This is a genomic window from Adhaeribacter pallidiroseus, from assembly GCF_003340495.1.
In the GTDB taxonomy this organism is placed as follows: Bacteria; Bacteroidota; Bacteroidia; order Cytophagales; family Hymenobacteraceae; genus Adhaeribacter; species Adhaeribacter pallidiroseus.
In genome coordinates this window covers 4,339,199-4,362,310 of the sequence record NZ_QASA01000001.1, presented here as the reverse complement: position 1 = coordinate 4,362,310, position 23,112 = coordinate 4,339,199, and the positions used below count along the sequence as shown (strand labels likewise).

Below are 23,112 nucleotides of genomic sequence, written 5' to 3'. Positions count from 1 at the left end.
TTTAAATCTTTCCCAAGTTTCCGGACTTACCACACAATGGCGTATTTTACTACACCCGTAGCATCTTTGGCTTTAACTGGTAGCAGCATTTCTTCGGTGTTCTGGGCCGTTTTACGAATTACGGGTTTTTCTTTGCCAACTAGTTCCACAAAATACTCTTTATCACCAACTGCATATAGGCCATTCGGCAGCTTGGTAATGGTGCTGCCTTCGGCTACCCGGCACCAGATGGCTTGTTTCTCCTGGCCTGGCGTTACGGTGAAAGTATGCGTTAACTTGCGGCCATTATCTTCTGGTTCCAAGGTTTCCCGAATGTTTGCGCTGCCTAAAGTATATTTAAATACCGGGCGGCCTGCTTTGCTTACATCGTACCCTAAATTGTTGTAGGCGGCGTTAGAATCGGGCCAGACGGCATTTTGGTCGGCTAAAAAGGTGAGGGAAGGTTTGGCTGGGAAGGAGGTAACACTGCCCATGGGTACTTCTAGTTGCGTTTCGCCGCGACCGTACCACATAGGAGTGGTTTCCAGGAAATCGCCCCGCCATACTTGTAAAAACTGGCCCCGGCTCACATCCACAGCGTAATTAGCGCCGCCCGGTTCTCCTACCGAAATAACGTGGGTTTTCTTTTTACCCAGGTGTTCTAAAAAGCCGCGCTGCATGCGCGGTTCATCTTCTACGGCTAAGGTTATGGCTCCTACTGGTTCCACTACTTTTAATGGTGCTTTTAAAGTAGTTAGGGCCACACCCGGACCGCTTACCGTCAGGATAATATCGTTGCGGCGGGCGTACCAGTACGAAGAACTTTTAAAATAAGCTAAAGTAAGGGGGTACGTACCGGCTGCTAAATTTACAGTACCAGTAGCTATGCCGGTTTTACCCGTTACTGTTAAAACTTTTTTATCGCCAATGGTTAATTCGCCCGCCCCGTTAATGTAATTGGGGTTAGTATCCATCGGAATCCAGGCCAAGTTTAAATTAAAATTATAATCGCCAGAAGCTGGCACCTGAATGGTACCGGTGATTTTACCGGCAAACTGGTCGCGGGTAGCCGGAGCCAGGTGCGCCAATACGTCAATATCCATTTCGGATTTAGGAGCACTCGTCGTGAAATCGGTTAAAGCTTTAATATTGTCATAAGACGTTAATTTCAGGTCGATCAATTTTACTTCTTCGGTGCCATACGCTTGATATCTAATATTCCGAATGGCTACTGCCCCGTGATCACCTTGAATCATGAGTGGGCCCAGTGGTTTTTCATCTTCAAAAGCGGCGGCGCGGGTAGGGCCGGTTACTTCAATGTTCTTTTGCACCAACACACCGTTTTGGTATACTTCTACAAAACGGGCATTTTGAATTTTCTGGCCTTGTGCGTTAAACCGCGGGGCCCGAAATATAATTTTATAATGTTGCCATAGTCCGGGAGCTTTGCTTACGTTTACTAACGGGGGGTGCCCTTCGTATCCTTCCCGGCCAGCACCGCGTTTCTCATCCCAACGCTGGTAAATAGCGCCGGCATCCGAATATTTAGGGTCTTTTTCGCCCCAGGAATCAAACATTTGCACTTCGTAACGGCCTTGCAGGTAAACGCCCGCATTAGAACCTTTGGCCATCATAAAATCTAGTTCCAGTTCTACATCGCCGTGCTCCATGGTGGTAAATAAATGGCCGTTGGTGCCTTTACCCGGAGTGTTTACCAAAATGCCAGTACCATCCGTTATTTTGCCGTCTCCCCCTTTTATCGGGTCAAAAAACACATCTTTTGCCAACTTCCAGTTATTGGTCACCGGTTTAAAGGCGCTTAAATCCGTTAGCGGAATGGGCGTTAAAGTAGCGGTTGGCAAACCGGTTTGAGCCATTCCTGAATACTGCCATAAGAAAGAACATAAAACAGTAAGCAGGAATTTTAATTTCATTTTGAATTTCATGCGATAAAGTAAAGAGAATAAATTAGTTAATTTTACAAATATAGTTATTGTTTTTATAACAATAAGCTTGGTGATTTTGGAATTATAGTAGGTGATTTTTTTAAATTTTAGTTGGCATAGCTAGCTGTTTTACCCTTCCGCCCTAAAGGGCACCTTCCCTAAAAACAGGGAAGGAGAGGACGCTTTTTACATTTACCAAGTGCCATTTACCAGTTACCAAAGAATACTAAATAACAAAACGGTTTAGCCCTTTTCTTGCATTTGAAATGGCTTCTTGTTGTCTTATTACTATTGATACCAGTACCATCAATTATCTAATAACACAGCATCTAGACGCTAGCATCGAGTGTCTGGATACTAGCGTCTGATTTATTTACTCATTAAATGTAATAGCCGATAGTGCCGCTAGTTTATCGTTGGGTTTTTCGCGTTTCACAATAATGAAATACAAGTCGTGTTTGCCGGTGATTGGCTTATCTAAGGTGCCGGTTACTTGCTTGGGTCCTTTGCCACCACCATTTGCTTTAAAGGCTGTTCGGCTAATTACGGGACCGGCAAAAGAGCCAATGCGTAGTTCTATTTCGCCGTCTTTGTCCGGGGCTGAATAATCGTAGGTAAATCCTTTGATGTTGGTTAAATCGGTATTTTTTAGCAAGATAAAAGCTTTGTGGTCGCCGGTACTCAGGTTATTGCCAAAACGTCGGAACCCAGTATAGGCATCGGCATCAATGCTTCTAACTTTAGCGTTGCGCAGTGTTACTACTTCGGTGCCGGTTAGGGGGCCTACGGCTTTACCTCCTTTATCGGTGTAGGTAGCGAGCAAGGTGTACATGCCCCGTGGTTCGTCTTCTTTATGCTCTTTTAAAGCAACCGTACCTTTAGCTGGCAAGTTGGTTTTTTGCTTTTTGGCGTCCGTAAGCGAGAAGATGTATTTTACCATTTCCTGCGCATCTTTCTCGGCAATTTGCGGGTGCGCACTCATTACGTGCTCGGTACCCCAATTACCGCCACCGCCCGCAATAATTTTCTTCGCTAACATTTCTACGGCGCCGCTTTGCTTCTTATAACGGGTAGCTACGGCAACAAAAGCTGGTCCTACCGAAACTTTATCAATGGTGTGGCAGGCCTTACAATCACTGTTTGCTACCAGCGTTTTACCTAAAGAATTAATTTCGATGGTAGTAACTACCTGGTGGCCCGCTACCGGTTCTTTAGTGCTGGTGCTGGGCTGCGGATTGTAATCGAAATACACTTTTAAATTTTTCGGATCAATGGTTTTGTCTTCTTTATCTTTTATTTGAACGTTATAGGCAAAAGGCTTATTCTCCCAGTAAAAAGATTTATTACCCGTAGTAGCAATGGTTACTTCCGGCGAGGCATTGCCTACTTTAACCGCAACAGTATCGGTCGCGGACAAACCGGATTTGTCAGTTACTTTTAAAACAGTTTGGTAAATACCGGGTTGGGTGTAAGTATAAGTTGGATTAGGCGAAGTAGCGCCTACCGTCTTGCCATCGAATAACCATTGGTAAGTTAACTTGTCGTTATCATCCAAATCGCGGGTGCCACGGCTGGCAAATTTAACCCGGAGTGGTGCCGGCCCGGTTACTTCGGTTAATTCCGGCCCCATGCGCGGGTCTGAAGTAAGATACGAACGGGCACTAGCTTGGGCCATAGCAACAGAATCGGTAGCATAGGCTTTGGCAATAGGAGCTCGATTATCCGTATTATATTCAATTTTAACCAGGCGCGCATCTTCGTTATCAGCTCCGTAAACCGAACCGTATTCCAACATATACATTACCCCATTCTTACCGAAAGCCAAATCTATCGGGCGACGAAAATCGCCGTTCAGAGCCATAAAAGGTTCGGCCCGGACAAAGTTTTCGTTCGCATCAAACCGGAGCGCCATTACCCAGTTCCGCATCCAATCCATCACGAACAAAGTGCCATCGTAAAATTCTGGAAATTTGAATTTAGAGGTTGAACTCTTATTGAACGTATAAAACTCGCCTGCCATGGCGCTGCGGCCGCCAATGCCAAGTTCCGGAAACTCCTTGGATGCATCATAAGGGTACCAAATCATAGCTGGAACGGCTGGCGGTAATTTATTTAAACCAGTATTATTGGGTGAATTGTTTACGGGAGCTTTGGCCTCATAAAGGGCGCCTGCTTTTTTAGTAGCAAAATCCCATTCGGGATAAGCAATATTGTTCCCAACGAAATAAGGCCAACCGTAATTACCTGCTTTTCTGGCTTGGTTAAATTCATCATAACCTTTCGGACCGCGTAAGCTATCGACGCCGGCATCCGGACCGATTTCACCCCAGTATAATACGGAAGTTTTTGGATTTAACGCGATTCGATAGGGGTTGCGGCAGCCCATTACAAATATCTCCGGCTTGGTTTTAGGTGTGCCTTTCGGGAATAAGTTTCCTGCCGGAATGGTATAGGAACCATCCGCCTCCGGATGGATGCGTAATATTTTACCTTTAAAATCATTGGTATTAGAAGCGGAGCGCTGGGCATCTTCGCTATAATGTTCCGGCTCGGGCCGTTCATCAATAGGTGCATAACCCAAAGACGGGAAAGGAGTGGTTCCATCGCCGGTGGACAAGTATAGGTTTCCTTCTTTGTCCCAGGCTAAAGAGCCACCGTGGTGTGCGCCGCTTTTCTCCTGCACCGGTACTTGCAACAACACTTTCTCCGAAGCTACATCCAACGTATTATCGGGTTTTATAGTAAATCGGGATAAGTTAAATAAATAGGGTTCTTCGGCTTTAGGCGGACTGTAATACACATACAACTGGTTATTGGTAGCAAAATTAGGGTCCAGGGTTAAGCCAATTAAACCTGTGCCGCCTTTCTGTACTACATCAAATTTATGTACCTGTGTTAGTTGCTTATTTTGGGGGTCGTAAACGGACAATTTACCTGCAAATTCGGTGAAGAATACCCGACCATCCGGCGCCACAGCCAGTTCCATAGGTACGGCTAAGTCATTTACCAGAATGGTTTTTACAAAACGGTTTTCTTCGGGCACTACCACGGCGTACGATTTTCTGTAATCCAGCGGCTTGCCGGTGCCCATGGCGTATTTTAAACCGCCCAGTAAATGATTGTAAAATAAAGGCTCATCGTAGCTCTCCGGTGTATGGCCGCCCCCAGTATAAAAGGCCCGGCCCCCATCAAATTCGTGATACCACATAATGGGGTGGTTAGCCCCGTTGGTTCCGGCATCGTAGGTGTTTTCGTCGAGGTTAGCCAATACTTTTAAGCCAGGGTAAAAAGATCGGTAGCTGTACCACTCGTCGGTGCGTTCCCATTTGTCGGGTAAACCGGCGCTGGCTATATGGCTTTTATCGAGTACTTCCACGGTGGCTTTACGTTCGCCGGGTTGCAAGGGGTGGCTTGAGAAATGAGCCCCCATTAACTTGTTATACCAGGGCCACTCGTACTCCGTATCAGCGGCCGAGTGAATGCCCAAGTAACCGCCGCCCGCCTGAATGTATCGTTCAAAGGCGGCTTGCTGCTCCGGATTTAAGACATTGCCGGTAGTACTGTTAAATACTACGGCCTCGTAATTTCGTAAACTATCATCGGTGAAATAAGCGGCATTCTTGGTGGTATCTACCCGGAAGTTATTATCCTGGCCCATTTTCTGGATGGCTTTATTGGCGAACGGAATAGAAGTATGTTTCCAGCCCATGGTTTTTGAAAAAACTAACACGCGGGCGGGCTTTTTTGCCTGACCTGCCGTTTGCTGCTTGGTATTTAAACAAGAGTATAAACCAATGCTGGCTCCTAATAAGCCAAAGAAATACAGCCAAAGCTTAGAGGTAAGTTTAAGAAGGTTCATGTGTAAAGACTAATGCGATAGATACAGATTTACAGTTTTTAAATGTACTATTTTTTAAGGAAAATTCGGCCTATACTTTTTTAAAATAGTAAACCCCTTTGCCCTAAAGCGCACCTAAACGCGAAAGAGCCGCTATTTTTAAAATAGCGGCTCTTTATTCAGCTTAATACTAAAAATAAGTTATTTTTTAAATTCTATCGATTCCAGAGCCAGCAGGTTCTTATCGGGCTGAGTATCTTTCGCCACAACAAAGTACAAATCGTGGCGGCCAGTGGTTGGTTTTACCGGGGCCGTGATGTTTATTTTCTTGTCGCCACTTTCGGTAGATTGGCACTCGGCCGAACTAACAACAGGACCACCCGGCGAATCGAGGTGCACCTCCAAGCGGGCTCCCTGGCCTTTGGGTGCTAGGCGGTAAGAGAGTTCTTTAATGTTGGTTAAATCAATCCCTTTAAACAGCAAATACGAACCGTTGCTGGCATCACCCAGAGAATTTCCCCAACGGTCAATCTGGAAAATTTCGTCAGCATCTACGGCGGAAAGTTTCGGGCTCCGGAAAGTTATAACGGCGCTATTGGTTAATGGTCCTACCGCATTACCACCTTTGTCGGTGTAAGCGGCCAGTAGCGTGTACATGCCCTTCGCCTCTTTCGGATTGTGTTCTTTAAACGCTAAGGCTCCTTGCAATGGCAGGTTCGCTTTTTCTTTCTTTACATCGCCTAAGGATAAGATGTACTTCACCATTTCGGAAGCATCGGACTTAGATAACTGCGGGTGCGCGCTCATGGCGTGTTCGCCCCAGTTACCACCGCCACCGTTAATAATTTTAGTAGCCAGTTTGTCCACTGCTCCGGATTGGCCTTTATAACGGCGGGCTACTAATACAAAAGCCGGACCTACCGATTTTTTCTCGATCTGGTGGCAGGCTTTGCAGTCGGAACCGGCAATTAAGGATTTACCTAAAGTATTCGTCTCGACAGTGGTTAAGATCTGGTGACCCATTTGCGGCTGATTCTTGGGTGGTTGCGCCATGTAATCGAAGAACACTTTTATATTTTTGGGATCTACTTTCTGGTCTTCTTTGTCGCTGATTTTTACCGCGTATTTCACCGGGTTGTTATCCCAATAAAACGATTGATTACCGGGTAAGTTAATGGCTACTTCGGGTAAAGTGTTACCTACTTTAATTTGAACGGTATCGGCGTTAGTTAGACCCGCCTTATCTTTTACGCGCATAATAGCCTGGTACACGCCATTTTGGGTGTAGGTATAGGTTGGATTACGCTCGGTAGAACCTACCGTTTTACCATCAAACAACCATTCGTAAGTAATTTTATCGTCTTCGTCCAGGTCTTTGGTGCCACGGCTGTAGAAGGCTACTTTTAGTGGGGCCACGCCTACACTATCGCGGGTACCGGCTACGGCTAATGGGGCACGGTTACCGCCGTTAAATTCAATTTTTACTACCCGGGCATCGTCGTTATCAATGCCGTATACCGAGCCGTATTCCAGCACGTACAAAGCTCCATCCGGACCCAGTTCCATATCTACGGGGCGTTTAAAATCGCCGGTGCCAGGTAAGAAGGGCTCCATCCGTTCGAAGTTGTTGTCTTTATCCAGGCGAATAACCATTACCCAGTTCCGCATCCAATCGTACACGAACAAGCCTTTGTCGTAAAACTGCGGCAATTTACCCGCCGAGTTTAAGTTCGGATCAAAATGGTACACCGGTCCGGCCATGGCACTACGACCACCGGTACCTAAAATCGGGAATTCTTTGGAGGCATTATACGGATACCACACCATGGCTTTGGTAGCTGGCGGTAAAGTTTTGGCACCGGTATTATTGGGCGAATTGTTTACAGGGGCGTTTACGTTAAAAAAATCACCAGATTTTTTAGTGGCAAAATCATAATCGCGGTAAGGTTTACTGTCGCCTACAAAATACGGCCAGCCATAGTTACCCGCTTTTTTAGCCTGGTTAAATTCATCGTAACCCCGCGGACCAAATACCGCCAAGCTATCTTTGCCGGAATCCGGACCAATTTCGCCCCAATACACGATAGACGTAGCGGGGTCTACGGAAATGCGGTACGGGTTGCGGCAGCCCATGGTGTAAATTTCGGGGCGAGTGCCCGGCGTGCCTTTCGGGAATAAGTTTCCTTCCGGAATGGTGTACGTACCGTCGGCTAAGGGGTGAATGCGTAAAATCTTTCCGCGTAAATCGTTCGGGTTACCTGCCGAACGCTGGGCATCAAAAGTATGCCGGCCCAGGATTTCGTCGATAGGAGCAAAGCCATCCGATTTAAACGGTACGGTGTTATCGCCTACCGAAATAAATAAATCTTTTTTGCGGTCGAAAGTTAAAGAACCCCCGGTATGCGCACTCGATTCTAAGTCAATCGGAATTTCCAGTAATACTTTCTCAGAGGCTAAATCTAATCCTTGATCGGTTAAGGTAAACCGCGATACGTGTTGTTTTAACTTGGTTTTATCTTTCGGAACGGGCGTATGGAAGAAATACAACCAATGGTTTTGGGCGAAATCCGGATCAAAGGTAATGCCCAGTAAACCATTCCCTTCATCGGTAAACACCGGGAACTCGCGGACCACCGTGTTTTTTTTCGTTTTGGGATCGTACACCGAGAATTTACCGGTCCGTTCCACGTAATACACGCGACCATCGGGGGTTACGGTTAGCTCCATGGGTTCGTTCAGGTCGTTGGCCAAGATGCTGCGGGTAAAGCGGTTTTCTTCGGGTGTTACAATGCTGTACGATTTGCTGTAATCCAGCGGTTTGCCGTCGCCTATGGCGTATTGAATGCCGGCCCACAAATGATTTACAAATAAAGGCTCACTGAACGATTCTTTGGTGTGGCCCCCACCGGTGTAAAACGAGCGACCGCCATCGAACTCCTGGTACCAGGCAATCAGGTGATTACGGCCCATTTTGCCCACGTTGCCGTAAGTGCTTTCGTCGAGTTTTGCTAAAACTTTGATGTTGGAGCTTACTGATTTGTAATCGTACCATTCGTCGGTTCGTTCCCAGCGCGCCGGTATGCCCGCCATCATGGGACTAGTGGCATCTACCACGTCAATGGCTCCGGCCCGAACATTGGGATTACCCGGATGACTTAAAAACCAACCGCCTACTAATTTGCCGTACCAGGGCCATTCATATTCCGTATCAGCCGCGGCGTGTACGCCCGCATAACCACCGCCCGCCTGAATGTAGCGTTCAAAAGCAACCTGTTGCTCGTTGTTGAGAACATCCTGGGTAGTGCTCATGAAAATAACAGCCCGGTAGTTTTTTAAACTATCTTCCGTAAAATAAGCGGCGTTTTTAGTCGTATCTACCCGAATGTTGTTATCACGCCCCATTTTTTGGATAGCGGCGGTGCCCTCCGGAATGGAGTTGTGGTAAAAGCCTTTGGTTTTTGAAAAAACCAAGATGCGGGGAGTTTGCGGCTTAGCAGCATTATTAGGCTCTACCCCATTCGTAGTTTTACAGGAATAAAACACGCTGCCGGCACTTAATAAGCAGCAAAAGCTTAACCAAATTTTAAAAGTAGTTTTTTTCGTAAACATGTAAGACGATTAGTGGCAAACTAATATTAGTTGATTATTGTAGAATTTACAATTATCAAAAATAAGGTTTTTTTGCTTACTTCACCAATCTTCCGGGCCGATTCGTAGCTACTGGAATAATGATTTTTTAAAATCTGTAAGATTTCTGGGAATCAACAATATACCCATAAGAAGTTATTTTTTTCTGCGTTCCAGCAGGTAGCCTACAGTAGCCGTTATGGCCTGACTAGGCGAAGTAGTAGCGCTTAATAAATTGCCGAGCCCGAAGTTATAACGAGCCTCTAACTGAAAGTTGCCAATAGCGGTTTTTTGTAAATATCCCAAGCCAAAAGCAAGCCCGTAGTGCAACCGGTTAGGTGCCGTAGTAATTAGGTCCGTGTTCGGAGTTTCGGGAATAGAAAGAGAGTCGCGTTTAGTAAGTAGAAAAGCAATGTACGGACCCAGATTTAGCAAAAAAGCCCCGTTTTTTTTGCCGATTTGAATATGCGTAAATACGGGTACTTCCAAGTAGCTGATATCTTGGGAATGGTCCACGTCAGAAAATGTCCAGCCGGCTTGGATGTAGTTTAATTCCACCTGAATGCCGGCGTAAGGTTGCGCAAAATGATTTAAAATGAAACCCGCGGTGATTGATCTGGTAAATTCTTGCTTGATAGTAGGTTTAAAGCCGGTTTGCGCAAGATTGTAGCCGGCTTTAAACCCGATGGAAGTAGTAGGAACAAATACTTTCTGAACCACCACGGTGTCCTGGGTTTGAGCAACCGCCTCGATTTTTAAAAAAATAATCGAAAAAATCAGGAATAGCCAAAACTTTTTACAAATCAGCTGAAGGCAGGATACTTGAACCATAAAGAACAAACAATTTTTTTAAAGATGCGCAAAAATAAAAATGCCTAAGGTGGTCTTAGGCATTTTTATTTAAAATTATTAACAATGTTGGCGGATTATAGCTTGTTGGCGGATTATAGCTCTTTGATTTTTACGTTCCGGAAGTAAATAGGCGCCCCGGCATGTTTGCCTTGTAAACCCACGTAGCCTTTCAGCGGTAAAGTAGCCAATGGCTTGTTCAGCCAGGCCGGAATGTCGGAACCATCGGGATTCTTTTTCGGATCGGTCCATTGATTCATGTCTATTTCGTTTACCAGTTCGCCATTCAGAATTACATAGATTTTTTTGCCTTTGCAGGTAACCGTGTAGTGATTCCATTCGCCGGGCTTTTTAACGTTACTTTTCTTGGGAGCTAAACGGCCAAAGATAGCGCCGCACTGCCAGGTTTTCGGCGCCTTCGACCATTCTTCGCTGTAATCATCGGCAATCTGAATTTCCACACTGTTCGGAATCCAATCTTTAATGTCGCTGGCGTGTACTACTACGCCGCTGTTGGTACCATTGGCGGTTTTAAATTCCAGGTCCAGAATAAAATCATTGTATTCTTTGTTTGACCAAATGCTGTTGTCTTCGGAAGCCGTTAAAACGCCGTTTTCAAAAGTCCAGACATTATCGGGTTTAATGGCATTGGTTAAATCCGGCTGAAATAAGTTGCGCCAGCCCGCCTGTTTGGTATTAGGGTGCGTTTTAGTGCCTTCCTGCGCTTGCGCAAAAGAGAAAAAATTTAAAAAAAATAGAACGGCAAATAGCTTTTTCATGGTGAGGTGATCTTGGGAAGAAATAGTTGGGGTTATTACGTTTTTTCTAAAAGTTGGGTGTCAATTTAAAATAGATCTACTAGTGCCTAATATAAAAAAACAGTTATCAGACTTGCATTCTTTCACATCCGGAAGTCTGGAGACTTTCTTTTGTAATTTGGGCACAAGTCACGCTTCGCTAAGACTTGCGCCAGTTTTAATTTGCTGCTAAACCAAAAGAATTTTAAATTTTAAAAAAGAAAGCATGAAAAGATTTTGCTTCTCTTCATGCTTTCTGAAATTATACTTACTAATATTTCATAGAGCTTAGAACAAACAGACCTACACTACCAGGATAGCTGTGGACTGTAATCTATCGACTATGGACTAAACATTAATTATTAGGATTATCGGAATTTTTAATCGTAGCCTTAGAAGCTGATTGATTATTGCTACCGTCGAGGGAATTAATCCAGGCGGCAATTTTTAAAGCATCAGCCCGGGGGACCTGCGGCATGGGCGGCATTTCGGTCGCGTACTCGGGCCAGTTTTTAGGCTGCGGGTTGTAAATCAATTGCACTATTTGCTCGTTGGTGTATTTACGTTTCGCTACATCTTTGTAAGCCGGACCAACCTGGCGTTTTTCGGCGTTGTGGCAAGCTAAACAGTTGTTTTTCGCCAGAATAGGTTTAATCTGGTCAAAAGAAAGTACCGGTTGCTGAGATGGTACGCTGCCTTTGGCCACAATGCCGGTACCTTTGGCGCTGCCTTTAGCGCCACCTTTCGCCGCGGTTTTGTTATTGTTTTTCAAACCGCTTTCTACTACCGCCGATTGTAATTTAAAATTAAAGCGGTCTTCCATAATTTCGGTGGGCACCGTTTTCATGGCGACCGATTTACCGGAGTTTTTCGTGCTGGCCTGCGCCAACGGTAACTTCGCACCATCCGGAATGTTGTTCAAAGTGTAAAACGCGTTGGTGTGCAACAGCGGCATCGATTTTTCTTTATCCCGTACACCTTCTAAGGAAATGTTGTGCACGTAAGCTTCGCGTAAACCATCCACAATAATGCGGGCTTTCATGCCATCTTCCGATACTTTAACACCTTTTACTTTCGGGTTTTCGATGTTTACCGGGGGGCTACCGTAAACCGGGTGGTATTTATAGGTAAAGCTTTCTACGGCGTAAGAAGCTAAATCTTCGGCGGAGCTGCGATCCACGGGTTTGGTAAATTCAATCTCAAAACCATCGGGCATGGCGCGTACATTCAGCATTTCGAAAGGAACCTGGTTGTTATACACCAAGCGCTGCAAGCCTTGGTTTTCTTCGCCGGCCGATCCCCAACCCCGGTTGGTTTCGCCTACGAACAAAGAATTATCCGGTCCCCAGGCTAAGCGCATAACGCCCGATTGAAAATCGTTCCGGAACTCAATAGCCGCACCCTGGAATTCGCCTTTTACTTTTTCCATCATAACCCGGGAGATTTTGCTTTGTCCCTGGTCGCCGATTAAGATTTGACCCGCAAACGGACCAAAAGCGCCTTCCGGAATTTTTACCATTTCGGAGTTAGAAATACCCAAAATGGTGTGCGGTAATATTACTGATTGTAATTGCAACTGGGGGAAGTCCTTTTTTATATCGGCTTTGGTGACAAACTTTTCGTCGACTACGTTTTCGGGTTTAATGGCCCGGTCGTTCGCATCGCGTTTATCGCGCGGATCTAACTTGGCATTAAACTGCTCGGTAGTATATTTAACCGGTGAACCGGGTAAACCGGTCCATTTTAATCCGGCCGGGTGCCCCGCGAAAATACCTTTTTTTACGTGCCAGATACCACCTGAACCTACGTATTCACCTTGGTTATCCGAATAAAACAATTCTCCGTCGATCATACCCAAACCCGCCGGTGAACGCATACCGGTAGCCCAAGGCTCTACTTTACCATCGGGGCTGATTTTTAAAGTCCAGCCGCGCCACGGCACCCGGCTTTCGCCGCGCCACCATTGCTCATCGCCGAAGGCCACGTTACCCGTTACGAAAAACGAACCATCCGGCGCAATTTTCGGTCCGAAGGAATACTCATGGTAATGACCCGAAAGGGGCCAGGCGTATACCGTTTCGAATACATCGGCTTTGCCATCTTTGTTGGTATCTACCAGTTTAGTAAGCTCGCCGCGTTGCGCGCAATACAGCGCTCCGTCTTTGTAAGCCAAACCTAGTACTTCGTGCAACCCGGAGGCAAACTTCCGGAAATAAGGACGGGGACCAGTAGGATTTTCCACGATAAAAACATCGCCCCGACGGGTAGAAATACCCAGGTCACCGTTCGGTAACATGGCTAAACCACCTACTTCCAGAATAGTGCCTTCGGGAGCAGATACTTTTACTATTTTATAAAAATCTTCTTCTTTGGGCGCGTTCTGCGCCTGGGCCGGCGAAACACTGGCTAAAGAAAAAGCGCCCAGCAACAGCGGCAGAGCCGTGCGGCGCAAAAATTTGTTTCGGATATATTTACTAGAATACTTCATGCATGCAAAAATTTAAAAATCTAGAATAAGATAGAATAGCCAACTTTCCCTTTTACCGGTACCACTAGTTCTTTGCGGCCATCTGCGTCGCGTACTACCGGCTTGGTTCCTTTCGCATCATCTAAACGCAGGTAATACGCTTTGCCATCTACTAAATAGGCACCATTCGATTTGTCTTCTTCAATGGTAGTACCTTCGGCTAAACGGGCGTATAATTCGCCACCGGCCGGATTTTGTACGGTAATTTCGCGGTGAATACCCTGCCCATTATCCATTACCCGAATGGCATCAGAAACAGTGGCTCCGTATATGCGGTAGGTGAAGGTGGGTTGGTCATTTTCGTCGAGCGTATAGCCTTTCGGGCGGAAGCTGGTACCGGCACTGTCGGCAATCCAGGCAGCTTGGGCGGAGCCTAACTTGGCCAGGGCAAACTTAGGTAAGCCAAACCGTTGCACCGCGCCAGCCGGGCGCGAAGAACCGTCGCCGCGGTCGTGCCACATGGGAGTAGCATCTAAAAAGTTACCGCGCCATACTTGTATAACGGCTCCTTTATCTAAATCGTAGGTATAATGTACTTTTTGCGGGCTACCCACCGAAACGGCGTGTACCACCCGGGTGCGCGGCTGGCCCGGAATATCCATAAAGCTGCGTAAAATGGTATTGGTAGGGGCTTCCACCAGAATGGGATCTACGGGGTTATCGTTTCTTCTGGAATTTGCCTGCATTGGCGTGGCCGGAAGGTTGGAAATAGAAATGTTCCGGAAAGCAATCGCTCCGTGATCGCCCTGGAAGCGCAAGGGGCCGGTAGCCTTTTCGTCGTTGGCCATGGCGCCCCGGGTGGGCCCCAGCAGTTCTAATTCTTCGTGGATTACTACGCCGTTTAATTCTACGCGCAGCATGCGGGCGTTCGCCATTTTTTTGCCGCTGCCGTCAAATTTGGGAGCCTGAAACATTACTTTCAGGTGCTGCCATAAACCGGGTGCCCGGCTGGCATTCTGGCGGGGCGGGTAACCTTCGTAACCTTTCTGGCCTTCGGGCTTGCTGTCGTCCCAGCGTTCGTAGATGCCGCCATTATCGCTCGCTTTAGGGGTTTTTACATTCCAGCTATCGAGCAATTGTAACTCGTAACGGCCTTGTAAGTAAACGCCAGAATTGGAGCCTTTGGCGATCATGTAATCAAATTCCACTTGGGCGTCGCCGTGCTCGGCGGTAGTGTACAAATCTTCGCCATGGTTCTTTTTGTCGGGAAGATTTACTAATACGCCTGTTCCTTTAGAAAGAGACAGGCTATTGTCTTTACCTAAATCCGCCGAAACATCGCCTGCTAACTGCCAGGTTTTACCCGGATTTTTAAAAGCAGATAAGTCGGTAAGCGGAATGGTAGCGGGCTGGCTGGTAGCAGCTGTTTGCGCCTGCATGTAAAGTGGCGCCAGTAAGCCCGCACATAATAATGCTGCTTTTTGCCGGATGCCCTTCACTGAAATAGTCATGGTCATAAAAGGTGAATTAGAAATTAAAAATGACTGAAAATAAACAAGACTTAAATTTATTACTTAATCGCGAAAGATTGTAACCTAATCTAAATTTATCAGAAAATAATACTTTTTTAACAAGGCTGGCATGTGTAGAAATTAAGTGTTTCCACCTGATTCTTGGTTATTAAGTAACATGCAGAATAAAGTAACCTCTACATCGGTTTGTGCCGCTTCGGTAAATGAAACCGATTTGTCCTGCACAAACTCATCTTTGTAGAAGAAGGCAACATCGTATTTCTTCTCCAGAAAACGCAGTGCTTCTATCAGACTGCTCTTTTTTTCCAGCGGTACAGCATTTTTTGTTTGTTTGTTTTGAGCGGTAAGCTGGGAAGATAGTAAGTGTTGCCCATTTACCTGAAAGCTGAGGAGTGCCGTGAGGCAAACCATGCTTTTGTAGGGAATTTTAACTTTCATAATTAAAATTTAGATTAAAGATTTACAACGGTTATATGAGTAAGTAAAGCCTTTCGGGCCTTGCGGCCCTCGTGTTTTTTAAAATTTTATTTGATAATGGTTACTTGGTTGTTTGTTTTGGTTATTTTTAAATCAAAAGCCTTGCTTAAACCTAGTAGCAGCACCTCTACATCCTGGGAAGGTAAGCGGCCCGAGAAAGTATGACTGAGCAAACTAGTATCGTTCACGGTTACTTGTAAGCCATAAGTATCTTCTAAATCCTGAATCAGATCGCGCAATGAAGTTTGTTCTAAAACCAGCATCCGGCCGCTCCACGAAGTATATTTTTCGGGATTTACTTTTGTTTTAATAACGTGAGCGGTTTGTGGCTTTAACTCAACCATTTCGCCGGGCTGCATAACAACGGTTTGAGCGGAGGTGTTGGAGGCAGGGAGGTGTAATTGTACTTTACCGGAGCTTAATACTACCCGGGAGTTATGCTGCCGTCCCAGTACATTAAATTCGGTGCCCAGTACTTCCACCTCCATTTTGCCTGGTACATGCACCAAAAACTTCTGGTGATTTTGGGTGTGCTTCACCGAAAAGAAAGCTTCTCCTTGCAGCGTTACTTCGCGGTCTTGAATTTTGTTCCAGGTAGTGTATTCCAACACAGAATTGCCATTTAAAGTAACTCTAGAACTATCGGGCAGGGTAAAGGTGGCTACTTCCCCGAAATGAGTCGTGAGTACCACTTTATCGGAAGCAAGAAAGTATTTATAAGAAATAGCCAGTGCTACTAAACCTACAAATATGGCCGCTACTTTTAAGTAATTATTTAAAGATACCTTAATGGGTTTAACGAGAGTTGCTGGCTGCGTTTCCGGAGCAGATTGAACTTTTGTTAGAATTCGGGTTAAAATTTTTTCTTCTAAAAGCTTTTTGTCGCGTGGGGATAAGGTTTCCGTATAATTCCTCTGGTTCGAAAACGAATTGTAATATTGTTCTACTAAAACTTGTTCTTCAGCAGTAGCTTGTCCTTGCAGGTATTTTTGAATGAGATCTTGAATGGCCGGTTTCATTGCCCGTAGTTAGCGTTCTATTTACAGGACACGCTTGGCAACTACTTACCGCCATTGCAATGAATAAAAATTTTAATTTTTTTAAAAAAACCTTACTACGTTGTTTAGACGCAATAAGGCTTTTGTGGTAGATAAGAAGTTTATTTGTAATCAGAAGCGGGCAGTAGTGGCGCTGTTATCTGGCGTTTGAATTTTAGCTTAACCAAAATAGCAGCAGGGAAAAAGTAAAGTCTTTTAAATGGAGCCGCAAAACTCGTAAAGCTTTACCAACGTGTTTTTCTACTGTATTAACCGAGACATTTAACCGAAGGGCAATTTCTTTAAAAGAAAGTTGTTCTTGCCGGCTTAATTCAAAAACGGCCCGGCATTTTTCAGGCAAATTATCTACTTGATTTTTGTAAGCAGCTTCTAAATCATTTATATAAATTTCTTCTTCCAGGTTATTAGTAGTTTTAACGGCGTGCTCCCGGATAATCCGTAAGTGCGATTCCAGGGTTTTTTCGTGTCGCAGATAATTTAAGATTCGGAATTTTAAAGCGCCAAACAGATAAGCTTCTAAGGATTCCCGAATTTCGATTTGCTCCCTTTTTTCCCAAAGTTCCACGAAAAGATCCTGGATGATTTCTTCGGCTTTTTCCACAGACTGAATTCGTTTGTATGCCCTATCAAACAACTCAGACCAGTAGTGGCGATAAATTTGGTCGAAATCAGTTAAATCTTTTAAAGATAAAGGGTTACTGGTTTGTTTTGCGGTAGAGGCAACCAAGGGAACGAAATTTATTAATAGCTAATTATTATAATTCTATTATAAAATTGTAACAAGTTAATTACTAAAATTAACAAATACAATTTTTACGCAACCGGTATACTAGAAGTGTTTATTAAGAGGAGATTAGTTTGCGTTGGTAAGTTCTAGATTTAAAAAAAGAAGAAGCTATTACTTTTTTAAAAGTAATAGCTTCTTTGTTGCCCAATTTACGAGGTTGTCGTGTTGGTTTTAATTAATACCCAAGGTTCTGAACCAGATTCGGGCTATTTTGAATTTCTGGTATTGGAATGGGGAATAAGAGATGTTTTTCCTGCAATGGAAAACGGCCTTGATTCAAGTGGCCAACAAATTCATCGAATTTATCAGTGCTCTCATTATAAACCTTACGCAGTCGAACCATATCAAACCAGGTAATTTGTTCGTACGCTAATTCGTGCCAGCGTTCTTTCCAAACTGCTTCCCGGAAACTAGCTTGGGTGTAGGTACCTATATCCGGCGTGGTTAATTGCGCCCGGTCCCGGATTTTTTTAAATGCGGCGTAGGCTTCTGGAGTAGGATTGCCAGTTACTTCGTTCTGTGCTTCGGCGTACATTAAAAGCACTTCGGCGTAACGGATTAATGGCACATTCAGGTTGTTATTACGGGTACCAGCTACACCGTTAAAACCACTGGAGGTAGTGTTAAAGTGCTTGAAGATGTAAGGAGCACCTAAATCGAAAGGAGCACCGTTACCATTGGTGTAATAGCTGGTGTAAAAATAGCCTTCCTGGTTCTTAGCCCGTAAATCATTGGGCTCATACGAATTATAAAATTCTCGGGTAGGAATAGTGCTCCCCGTACCGCCAGGACCTGAAAAGGTTACCGGTTTAAAGTTTGGATACATGTTTTCCATAGGGTTACCGCCCCCAGGTGTTCCTGTAATCAAAGTATTATACTGGATCATAAAAATGTGCTCCAACCTGTTTTCGGTACTTTCTTTATGCACATCCATGTAGGTAGGAAACAGGTTGATCATGGTGGGATTAGCATTGGCGTAAGTAATTACCTCAAATGCCTTATCCGCCGCTAATTTATAATATTCCGCCCCTTTATTTAAAGGAAAGCCGGCCATAGTTAGGTATACCCGGGCTAATTGCGATTTTACAGCCGCCGTAGAAACCCGGCCACTCGCATCCATCCAGGGCAAGCCAGCTGCTTCCGCCGCTTTCAAATCCTCAATAATTAAATTGTAAACTTCCTGCTGAGGAGCACGGGTCGGAAAGAAATCTTTGGACTCAATGGTTTGTGGTTCAGTAATTAAAGGTACATCACCCCATAAGCGCACGGCATTAAAATATGCCCAGGCACGCAGGAACCGAGCCTGTCCTAATACTCTGGTTTTTTGACCTTCGTCCATGGGGGTGATAGCTGGTACATTCGCCAAAAGCAAATTAGCATTGGCAATTATCCGGTACATACCGTTCCACCAGTTTATAATGTGCTGGGTATTGCCATCGTATACCAGGGAATACAGGTTGTTTAAATCCGAGTTCTGAGCGGTCTCGGTAGTAGAAGTACCGGTTGGTGCTTCCAGCATTTGCCAACTCGACGAAAAAATACCCGCTCCGTCGTAAGGTAGACGTAAATCGGCATAAACAGCGGCTAAAGCGGCTTCGGCATGGTCCGGGATATCATAAAAGTTTTCGGGGGTTAAGTTGGCAGGTGGTTCTTCTTCCAGAAAATCTTTACAGGAGGTAGGCCCGAGTAAAATAGCACCTAATAACAAGGCGGTGCTTACTTTTTTAAATATTTTCAACTTCATGGTGAATCTCTTTTTAAATCAATGAACTACAATGTAACCTGTAAACCAAGCATAAAGGTGCGGGGCTTGGGATAGCCGTGCCAGATGATGCCTTGTGAGAAAGCGCTGCTTTCGTTAGCCTGATTAGTGGGCGTAGCTTCCGGGTCGCCGATAATGTCTTTACCCGTAATCAGGAAAGCGTTCTGCACGGAACCATACACGCGCAAGCGGTTTAAGCGAATTTTACTAGCCACAGTTGCAGGTACAGTATAGCCTAGTAAAATATTACGTCCCCGGATAAAGGAACCGTCTTTTACCCAGCGGGAGTCTACGTTGGTAACGTAACCGGCCCGGGTATCCCGGATTTCGGCAATGTCAGTGTTCTGGTTTTGCGGAGTCCAGGCATCCAATACAGTCTTGTAGCTATTGGCTAAAGCCTGTCGGTCTTCGCTGGGGTGCAAGGTTAAATCCAAAATATCATTACCGTAATTGTATTGCAATTCAGCGGTTAAATCAAAGTTTTTGTACCGGAAAGTGTTAATAAAAGCTCCCCAGGCTTTTGGCGTACCATTACCAATAATCATCCGGTCCGCATCCGTGATCGCATAGTCACCATTTACATCCTGGTATTTAATATCGCCCGGTAAAATAGTTAAACCATTGCGGTAGCTACGGAATTTAGCAGCTTCGTCTTTTTCGGCTTCGCTCCAAACTCCCAAACGATTCAGTCCCCAGAAAGAACCTACGGGTTCGCCAATCCGGATAATGCTGGTTTGATTGGTGAAGTTAGGTCCACCTACGCCAAATATATCAGCCGGAGTTGCCAGGGTAAGTACCTTATTCCGGTTTAAAGAAATGTTGAAAGTAGTATTCCAGGAGAAATCGCCGGAATTCACGTTAACGGTATTCAAGGTTAATTCAATTCCTTTATTTTCCATGGAACCTACGTTCTTCCGAAGAGAAGGGAATCCGCTGGTACGGGGTGCCGGAGCATCCAATAACATATCGGTAGTTTTGCGGTAATACACATCGGCCTCCAGGCTAATCCGGTTCTGTAATAATCCTAATTCTACCCCGGCATCATATTGTGCCGTTTTTTCCCAACGCAAATCGGGGTTAGCCAAGCGACCAAGGCCAGTACCCCCTACCCGTACATCACCAAACACTGTGTTGTAAGAAGAACTTAACGTACCTAAGGATTGATAAGGTGGGATTTCAGAGTTACCAGTTAAACCAAAGCTGGTCCGTACTTTTAAATTAGAAATAACGGGATTGCTTTTCAGGAACTCTTCTTCGGATACCCGCCAGGCTAAAGCCGCCGAAGGGAAGAAAGAAAATTTATTATTAGCTCCAAATTTAGAAGAACCATCGGCCCGACCAGTTACCGTAAGGAGGTATTTGTCCATTAAGCTATAGTTAATCCGGCCAAAGTAAGAGCTAAAGGCAAACCGGTTGGCATCTGAGTAAACTTCTGGCCGGAGGGAACCAGCATCTAAATTGTTAAAGCCAAAATAGTCTGTGGCAAACCCTCTTATCAATGCTTCCACATTAAAAAAGTTGGTTTCCTGCCACGAAATACCCGCTAATGCGGTAATAGAGTGGATTTCGGCAAACTTTTTATTGTAGGTTAAATAATTTTCCAGAGACCAGAAAGTTTCTTTCCGGTTACGGGCCGCGGCAAAGCCTTGATCCGCGATAGATAAAGTCCGGGTGCTGGATTCATTGTTTTCCTGGGTCAGGATATTAGCACCCAATACCGTACGCATTTCTAAACCCGGGAAGAAGGTAATATTGGAGTACACGTTACCGTTGGTGGTTTGGGTATTTAAAATATACCGGCGACCCATTAAACGGTGATACGAACTCATGGTACCTTCCGCCTGCGGATAATCCCGGTTATTGGCGTAAGTGCCATCCGCGTATCTTACCGGTAAGAAAGGGAAATCTTCTACCATTTGGCGAGCTACGGCATCGTTAATATCCACTAAGTTTTCGGTTTGCGTATTATAGCTCAGGGTACCGCCTACTTTTAACCATTTTTTTACCTGGTCATCAATGCTAAACCGGCCGGAGTAGCGCTTCATGTACGACGTTTTTACTAAGCCTTCGTCGTCGCGGTAACCTAAAGAGAAGGAATAAGTGGTGCGTTCGTTACCGCCACTAAAGCCTAACTGATGGTTCTGAGAAATTTTGTTTTGGGTAATTTCTTTCATCCAGTCGGTGTCGTACAAAGGTTGTAGGTTTGCGTCGAAAACACCTGGATAAAGTTTACTGAAATCTGTTCTTCTCTTTATGGGATCCAAATTAGCATATTTACCTTCAGCCCAACCTTTAGGATCGTACTTAGCTATGTTGGCATAGGCTAAATCCTCAGTAGCCAGGTATTCCCGGGCATTTAGTACTTCTGGGCGGTTCGGACCAATGGTGTTCACGCTAAAATCCGCATTATAGGTTACTTGGCCTTCGCCGGCTTTGCCGCGTTTCGTAGTTACCAGAATAACCCCATTGGCACCTCTGGCACCGTAAATAGCCGTAGAAGAAGCATCTTTCAAAACTTCCACCGATACGATATCGTTCGGGTTAATGTAGTCGATGGCATTACTAAACTGCGCCTGGTTCCCTTGGGGCAGCATTACGCCGTCTACCACATATAATGGGTTGTTAGAGGAGTTAATAGAGCTAAAGCCCCGCACCCGCACGGTAGTACGGCCACCCGGGCGCCCCGAGTTGTTGTTAACTTGTACTCCTGCCATACGACCGGCTAAAGCTTGGTTTAACGAAGGAGATGGCCGTTCCTGCAATTGCTCGGCTTTTACAGTAGCTACTGCTCCGGTTAAATCAGATTTACGTTGCGTACCGTAACCAATTACCACTACTTCGTCCAGTGCTTTGGTATCGGGAGCTAAGGTTACGTTAATGGTAGACTGGTTATTAATAGGCACTTCTTTGGTTTGATACCCGATAAAAGATACTACTAAAACGCCGGTGCCATTCGGGGCATTCAGGGTAAAACTGCCGTTAGGGTCGGTGGTTGCCCCGGCGGTGGTACCCTTCACTAAAACAGTGGCTCCCGGGATTCCTTCGCCTTTTTCGTCGGATATTTTACCCGAAATTGCGGTTTGGGCAAATGTAAACGCGGTGGTCCAGAAAAAAATTAAAACGAAACAAGTAAATCTTAACATAGTCCTCAGCGGTAAATGTAATTCGTGTACATCTGCGCGGCTCCTATTTTGAAAGGGTAAACTAATCTTCATGTTATTGTTTGTTTTCTGATGTAGTAATGCATGTTATGTATAGCTGTGGTTTTATTCTTTATCTAACCACATAGAAAAGGCAGGTTGCAAACTATAACCCGAACGAGACGAGAGAAGGAGTAATAAATAAAAGTACCCTGTTTTTAAAAGATGTGAAAGATGGACAGAATGGGTAAGCGTGTCAAGAGTATTCAGCCATCGTAAAGTAGTTAGTCGCTGTGTCTTACATATATGGCTTAGTTAGGTTAAAAATCATTATTTAATTTATTAGAATAATTATAAATTTAAAATTTTATTGTATTCGTATAAACACCATCAGATTTTTTAAAATACTAGCTTTAACCCCTCTTGTATTAAAGCTAATTGATGATGCATCTACTGGTTTTTAAATAAATATTACTGGTAAAAAGTACCCTCAATCAGCTGTTCTTAAAAGAGATTAAAAAATAAGCTCTGATAATAGTAATATGTCTAATAAGTTAATTTTAAAACCAAGCTTTCACTTACCGGAATACGCTACAGTACCACTATTAGAATTTAAGGCACCTAAGCAACTTTTATTTCCTTATTTTAATGTTGCCGTTCACACTGCTATTTAACCGCTAATTTTAAAAAAAGCAACCTTTGTATATCGGGCGAAAAAGTTGAGATACAAAAATTTGAGTACAAGTAAGAATTCAGTAAAAAGCTGTTAAGAAGAAGCCTGATAAAGTGAAAATTTATTACTTAACTTATAATTTTTTAAATAAAAATTAATTTCCAAAATGAGTTTTGTTTA

12 protein-coding genes are annotated in these 23,112 nt (G+C 44.7%); all 12 read right to left on the bottom strand.

Going from position 1 to position 23,112, the window contains the following annotated elements:
* Positions 1-26 precede the first annotated feature (26 nt).
* The 12 genes from AHMF7616_RS17345 to AHMF7616_RS17290 all read right to left on the bottom strand — a co-directional run bounded on the left by AHMF7616_RS17345 (position 27) and on the right by AHMF7616_RS17290 (position 22,262).
* Positions 27-1,913 carry a 3-keto-disaccharide hydrolase gene (locus tag AHMF7616_RS17345; protein ID WP_115374029.1) on the bottom strand — a complete coding sequence of 629 codons (1,887 nt, stop codon included), beginning with the start codon at positions 1,911-1,913 and terminating at the stop codon, positions 27-29.
* 385 nt (positions 1,914-2,298) lie between these two features.
* Positions 2,299-5,784, bottom strand: coding sequence for a ThuA domain-containing protein (locus AHMF7616_RS17340; RefSeq protein ID WP_115374028.1), 3,486 nt, complete (start codon positions 5,782-5,784; stop codon positions 2,299-2,301).
* Positions 5,785-5,964: 180 nt separating this feature from the next.
* Positions 5,965-9,372: a ThuA domain-containing protein gene (locus tag AHMF7616_RS17335; RefSeq protein WP_115374027.1), complete on the bottom strand. Its 3,408-nt coding sequence runs from the start codon at positions 9,370-9,372 to the stop codon at positions 5,965-5,967.
* Positions 9,373-9,546: 174 nt separating this feature from the next.
* Positions 9,547-10,221, bottom strand: coding sequence for a porin family protein (locus AHMF7616_RS17330; RefSeq protein ID WP_115374026.1), 675 nt, complete (start codon positions 10,219-10,221; stop codon positions 9,547-9,549).
* A 113-nt stretch (positions 10,222-10,334) separates the two neighbouring features.
* On the bottom strand, positions 10,335-11,018 hold the full coding sequence (locus AHMF7616_RS17325) for a 3-keto-disaccharide hydrolase (protein ID WP_115374025.1): 684 nt from the start codon (positions 11,016-11,018) through the stop codon (positions 10,335-10,337).
* A gap of 373 nt (positions 11,019-11,391) precedes the next feature.
* Complete coding sequence (locus AHMF7616_RS17320) at positions 11,392-13,524, bottom strand: c-type cytochrome (protein WP_115374024.1); 2,133 nt, start codon at positions 13,522-13,524, stop codon at positions 11,392-11,394.
* Between the two features lie 20 nt (positions 13,525-13,544).
* Positions 13,545-15,020: a 3-keto-disaccharide hydrolase gene (locus tag AHMF7616_RS17315; RefSeq protein ID WP_449489619.1), complete on the bottom strand. Its 1,476-nt coding sequence runs from the start codon at positions 15,018-15,020 to the stop codon at positions 13,545-13,547.
* 135 nt (positions 15,021-15,155) lie between these two features.
* Entirely contained in the window at positions 15,156-15,473 is a 318-nt protein-coding gene (locus AHMF7616_RS17310) for a hypothetical protein (protein ID WP_115374023.1), read from the bottom strand.
* 86 nt (positions 15,474-15,559) lie between these two features.
* Positions 15,560-16,531, bottom strand: coding sequence for a FecR family protein (locus AHMF7616_RS17305; RefSeq protein WP_115374022.1), 972 nt, complete (start codon positions 16,529-16,531; stop codon positions 15,560-15,562).
* 193 nt (positions 16,532-16,724) lie between these two features.
* A complete protein-coding gene (locus tag AHMF7616_RS17300) occupies positions 16,725-17,297 on the bottom strand; it encodes an RNA polymerase sigma-70 factor (protein ID WP_158546197.1) in 573 nt (190 codons plus the stop codon).
* Between the two features lie 235 nt (positions 17,298-17,532).
* Positions 17,533-19,101 carry a RagB/SusD family nutrient uptake outer membrane protein gene (locus AHMF7616_RS17295; protein WP_115374020.1) on the bottom strand — a complete coding sequence of 523 codons (1,569 nt, stop codon included), beginning with the start codon at positions 19,099-19,101 and terminating at the stop codon, positions 17,533-17,535.
* Between the two features lie 26 nt (positions 19,102-19,127).
* Positions 19,128-22,262, bottom strand: a complete 3,135-nt coding sequence (locus AHMF7616_RS17290; RefSeq protein ID WP_233507625.1) for a SusC/RagA family TonB-linked outer membrane protein — start codon at positions 22,260-22,262, stop codon at positions 19,128-19,130.
* Positions 22,263-23,112 lie beyond the last annotated feature (850 nt).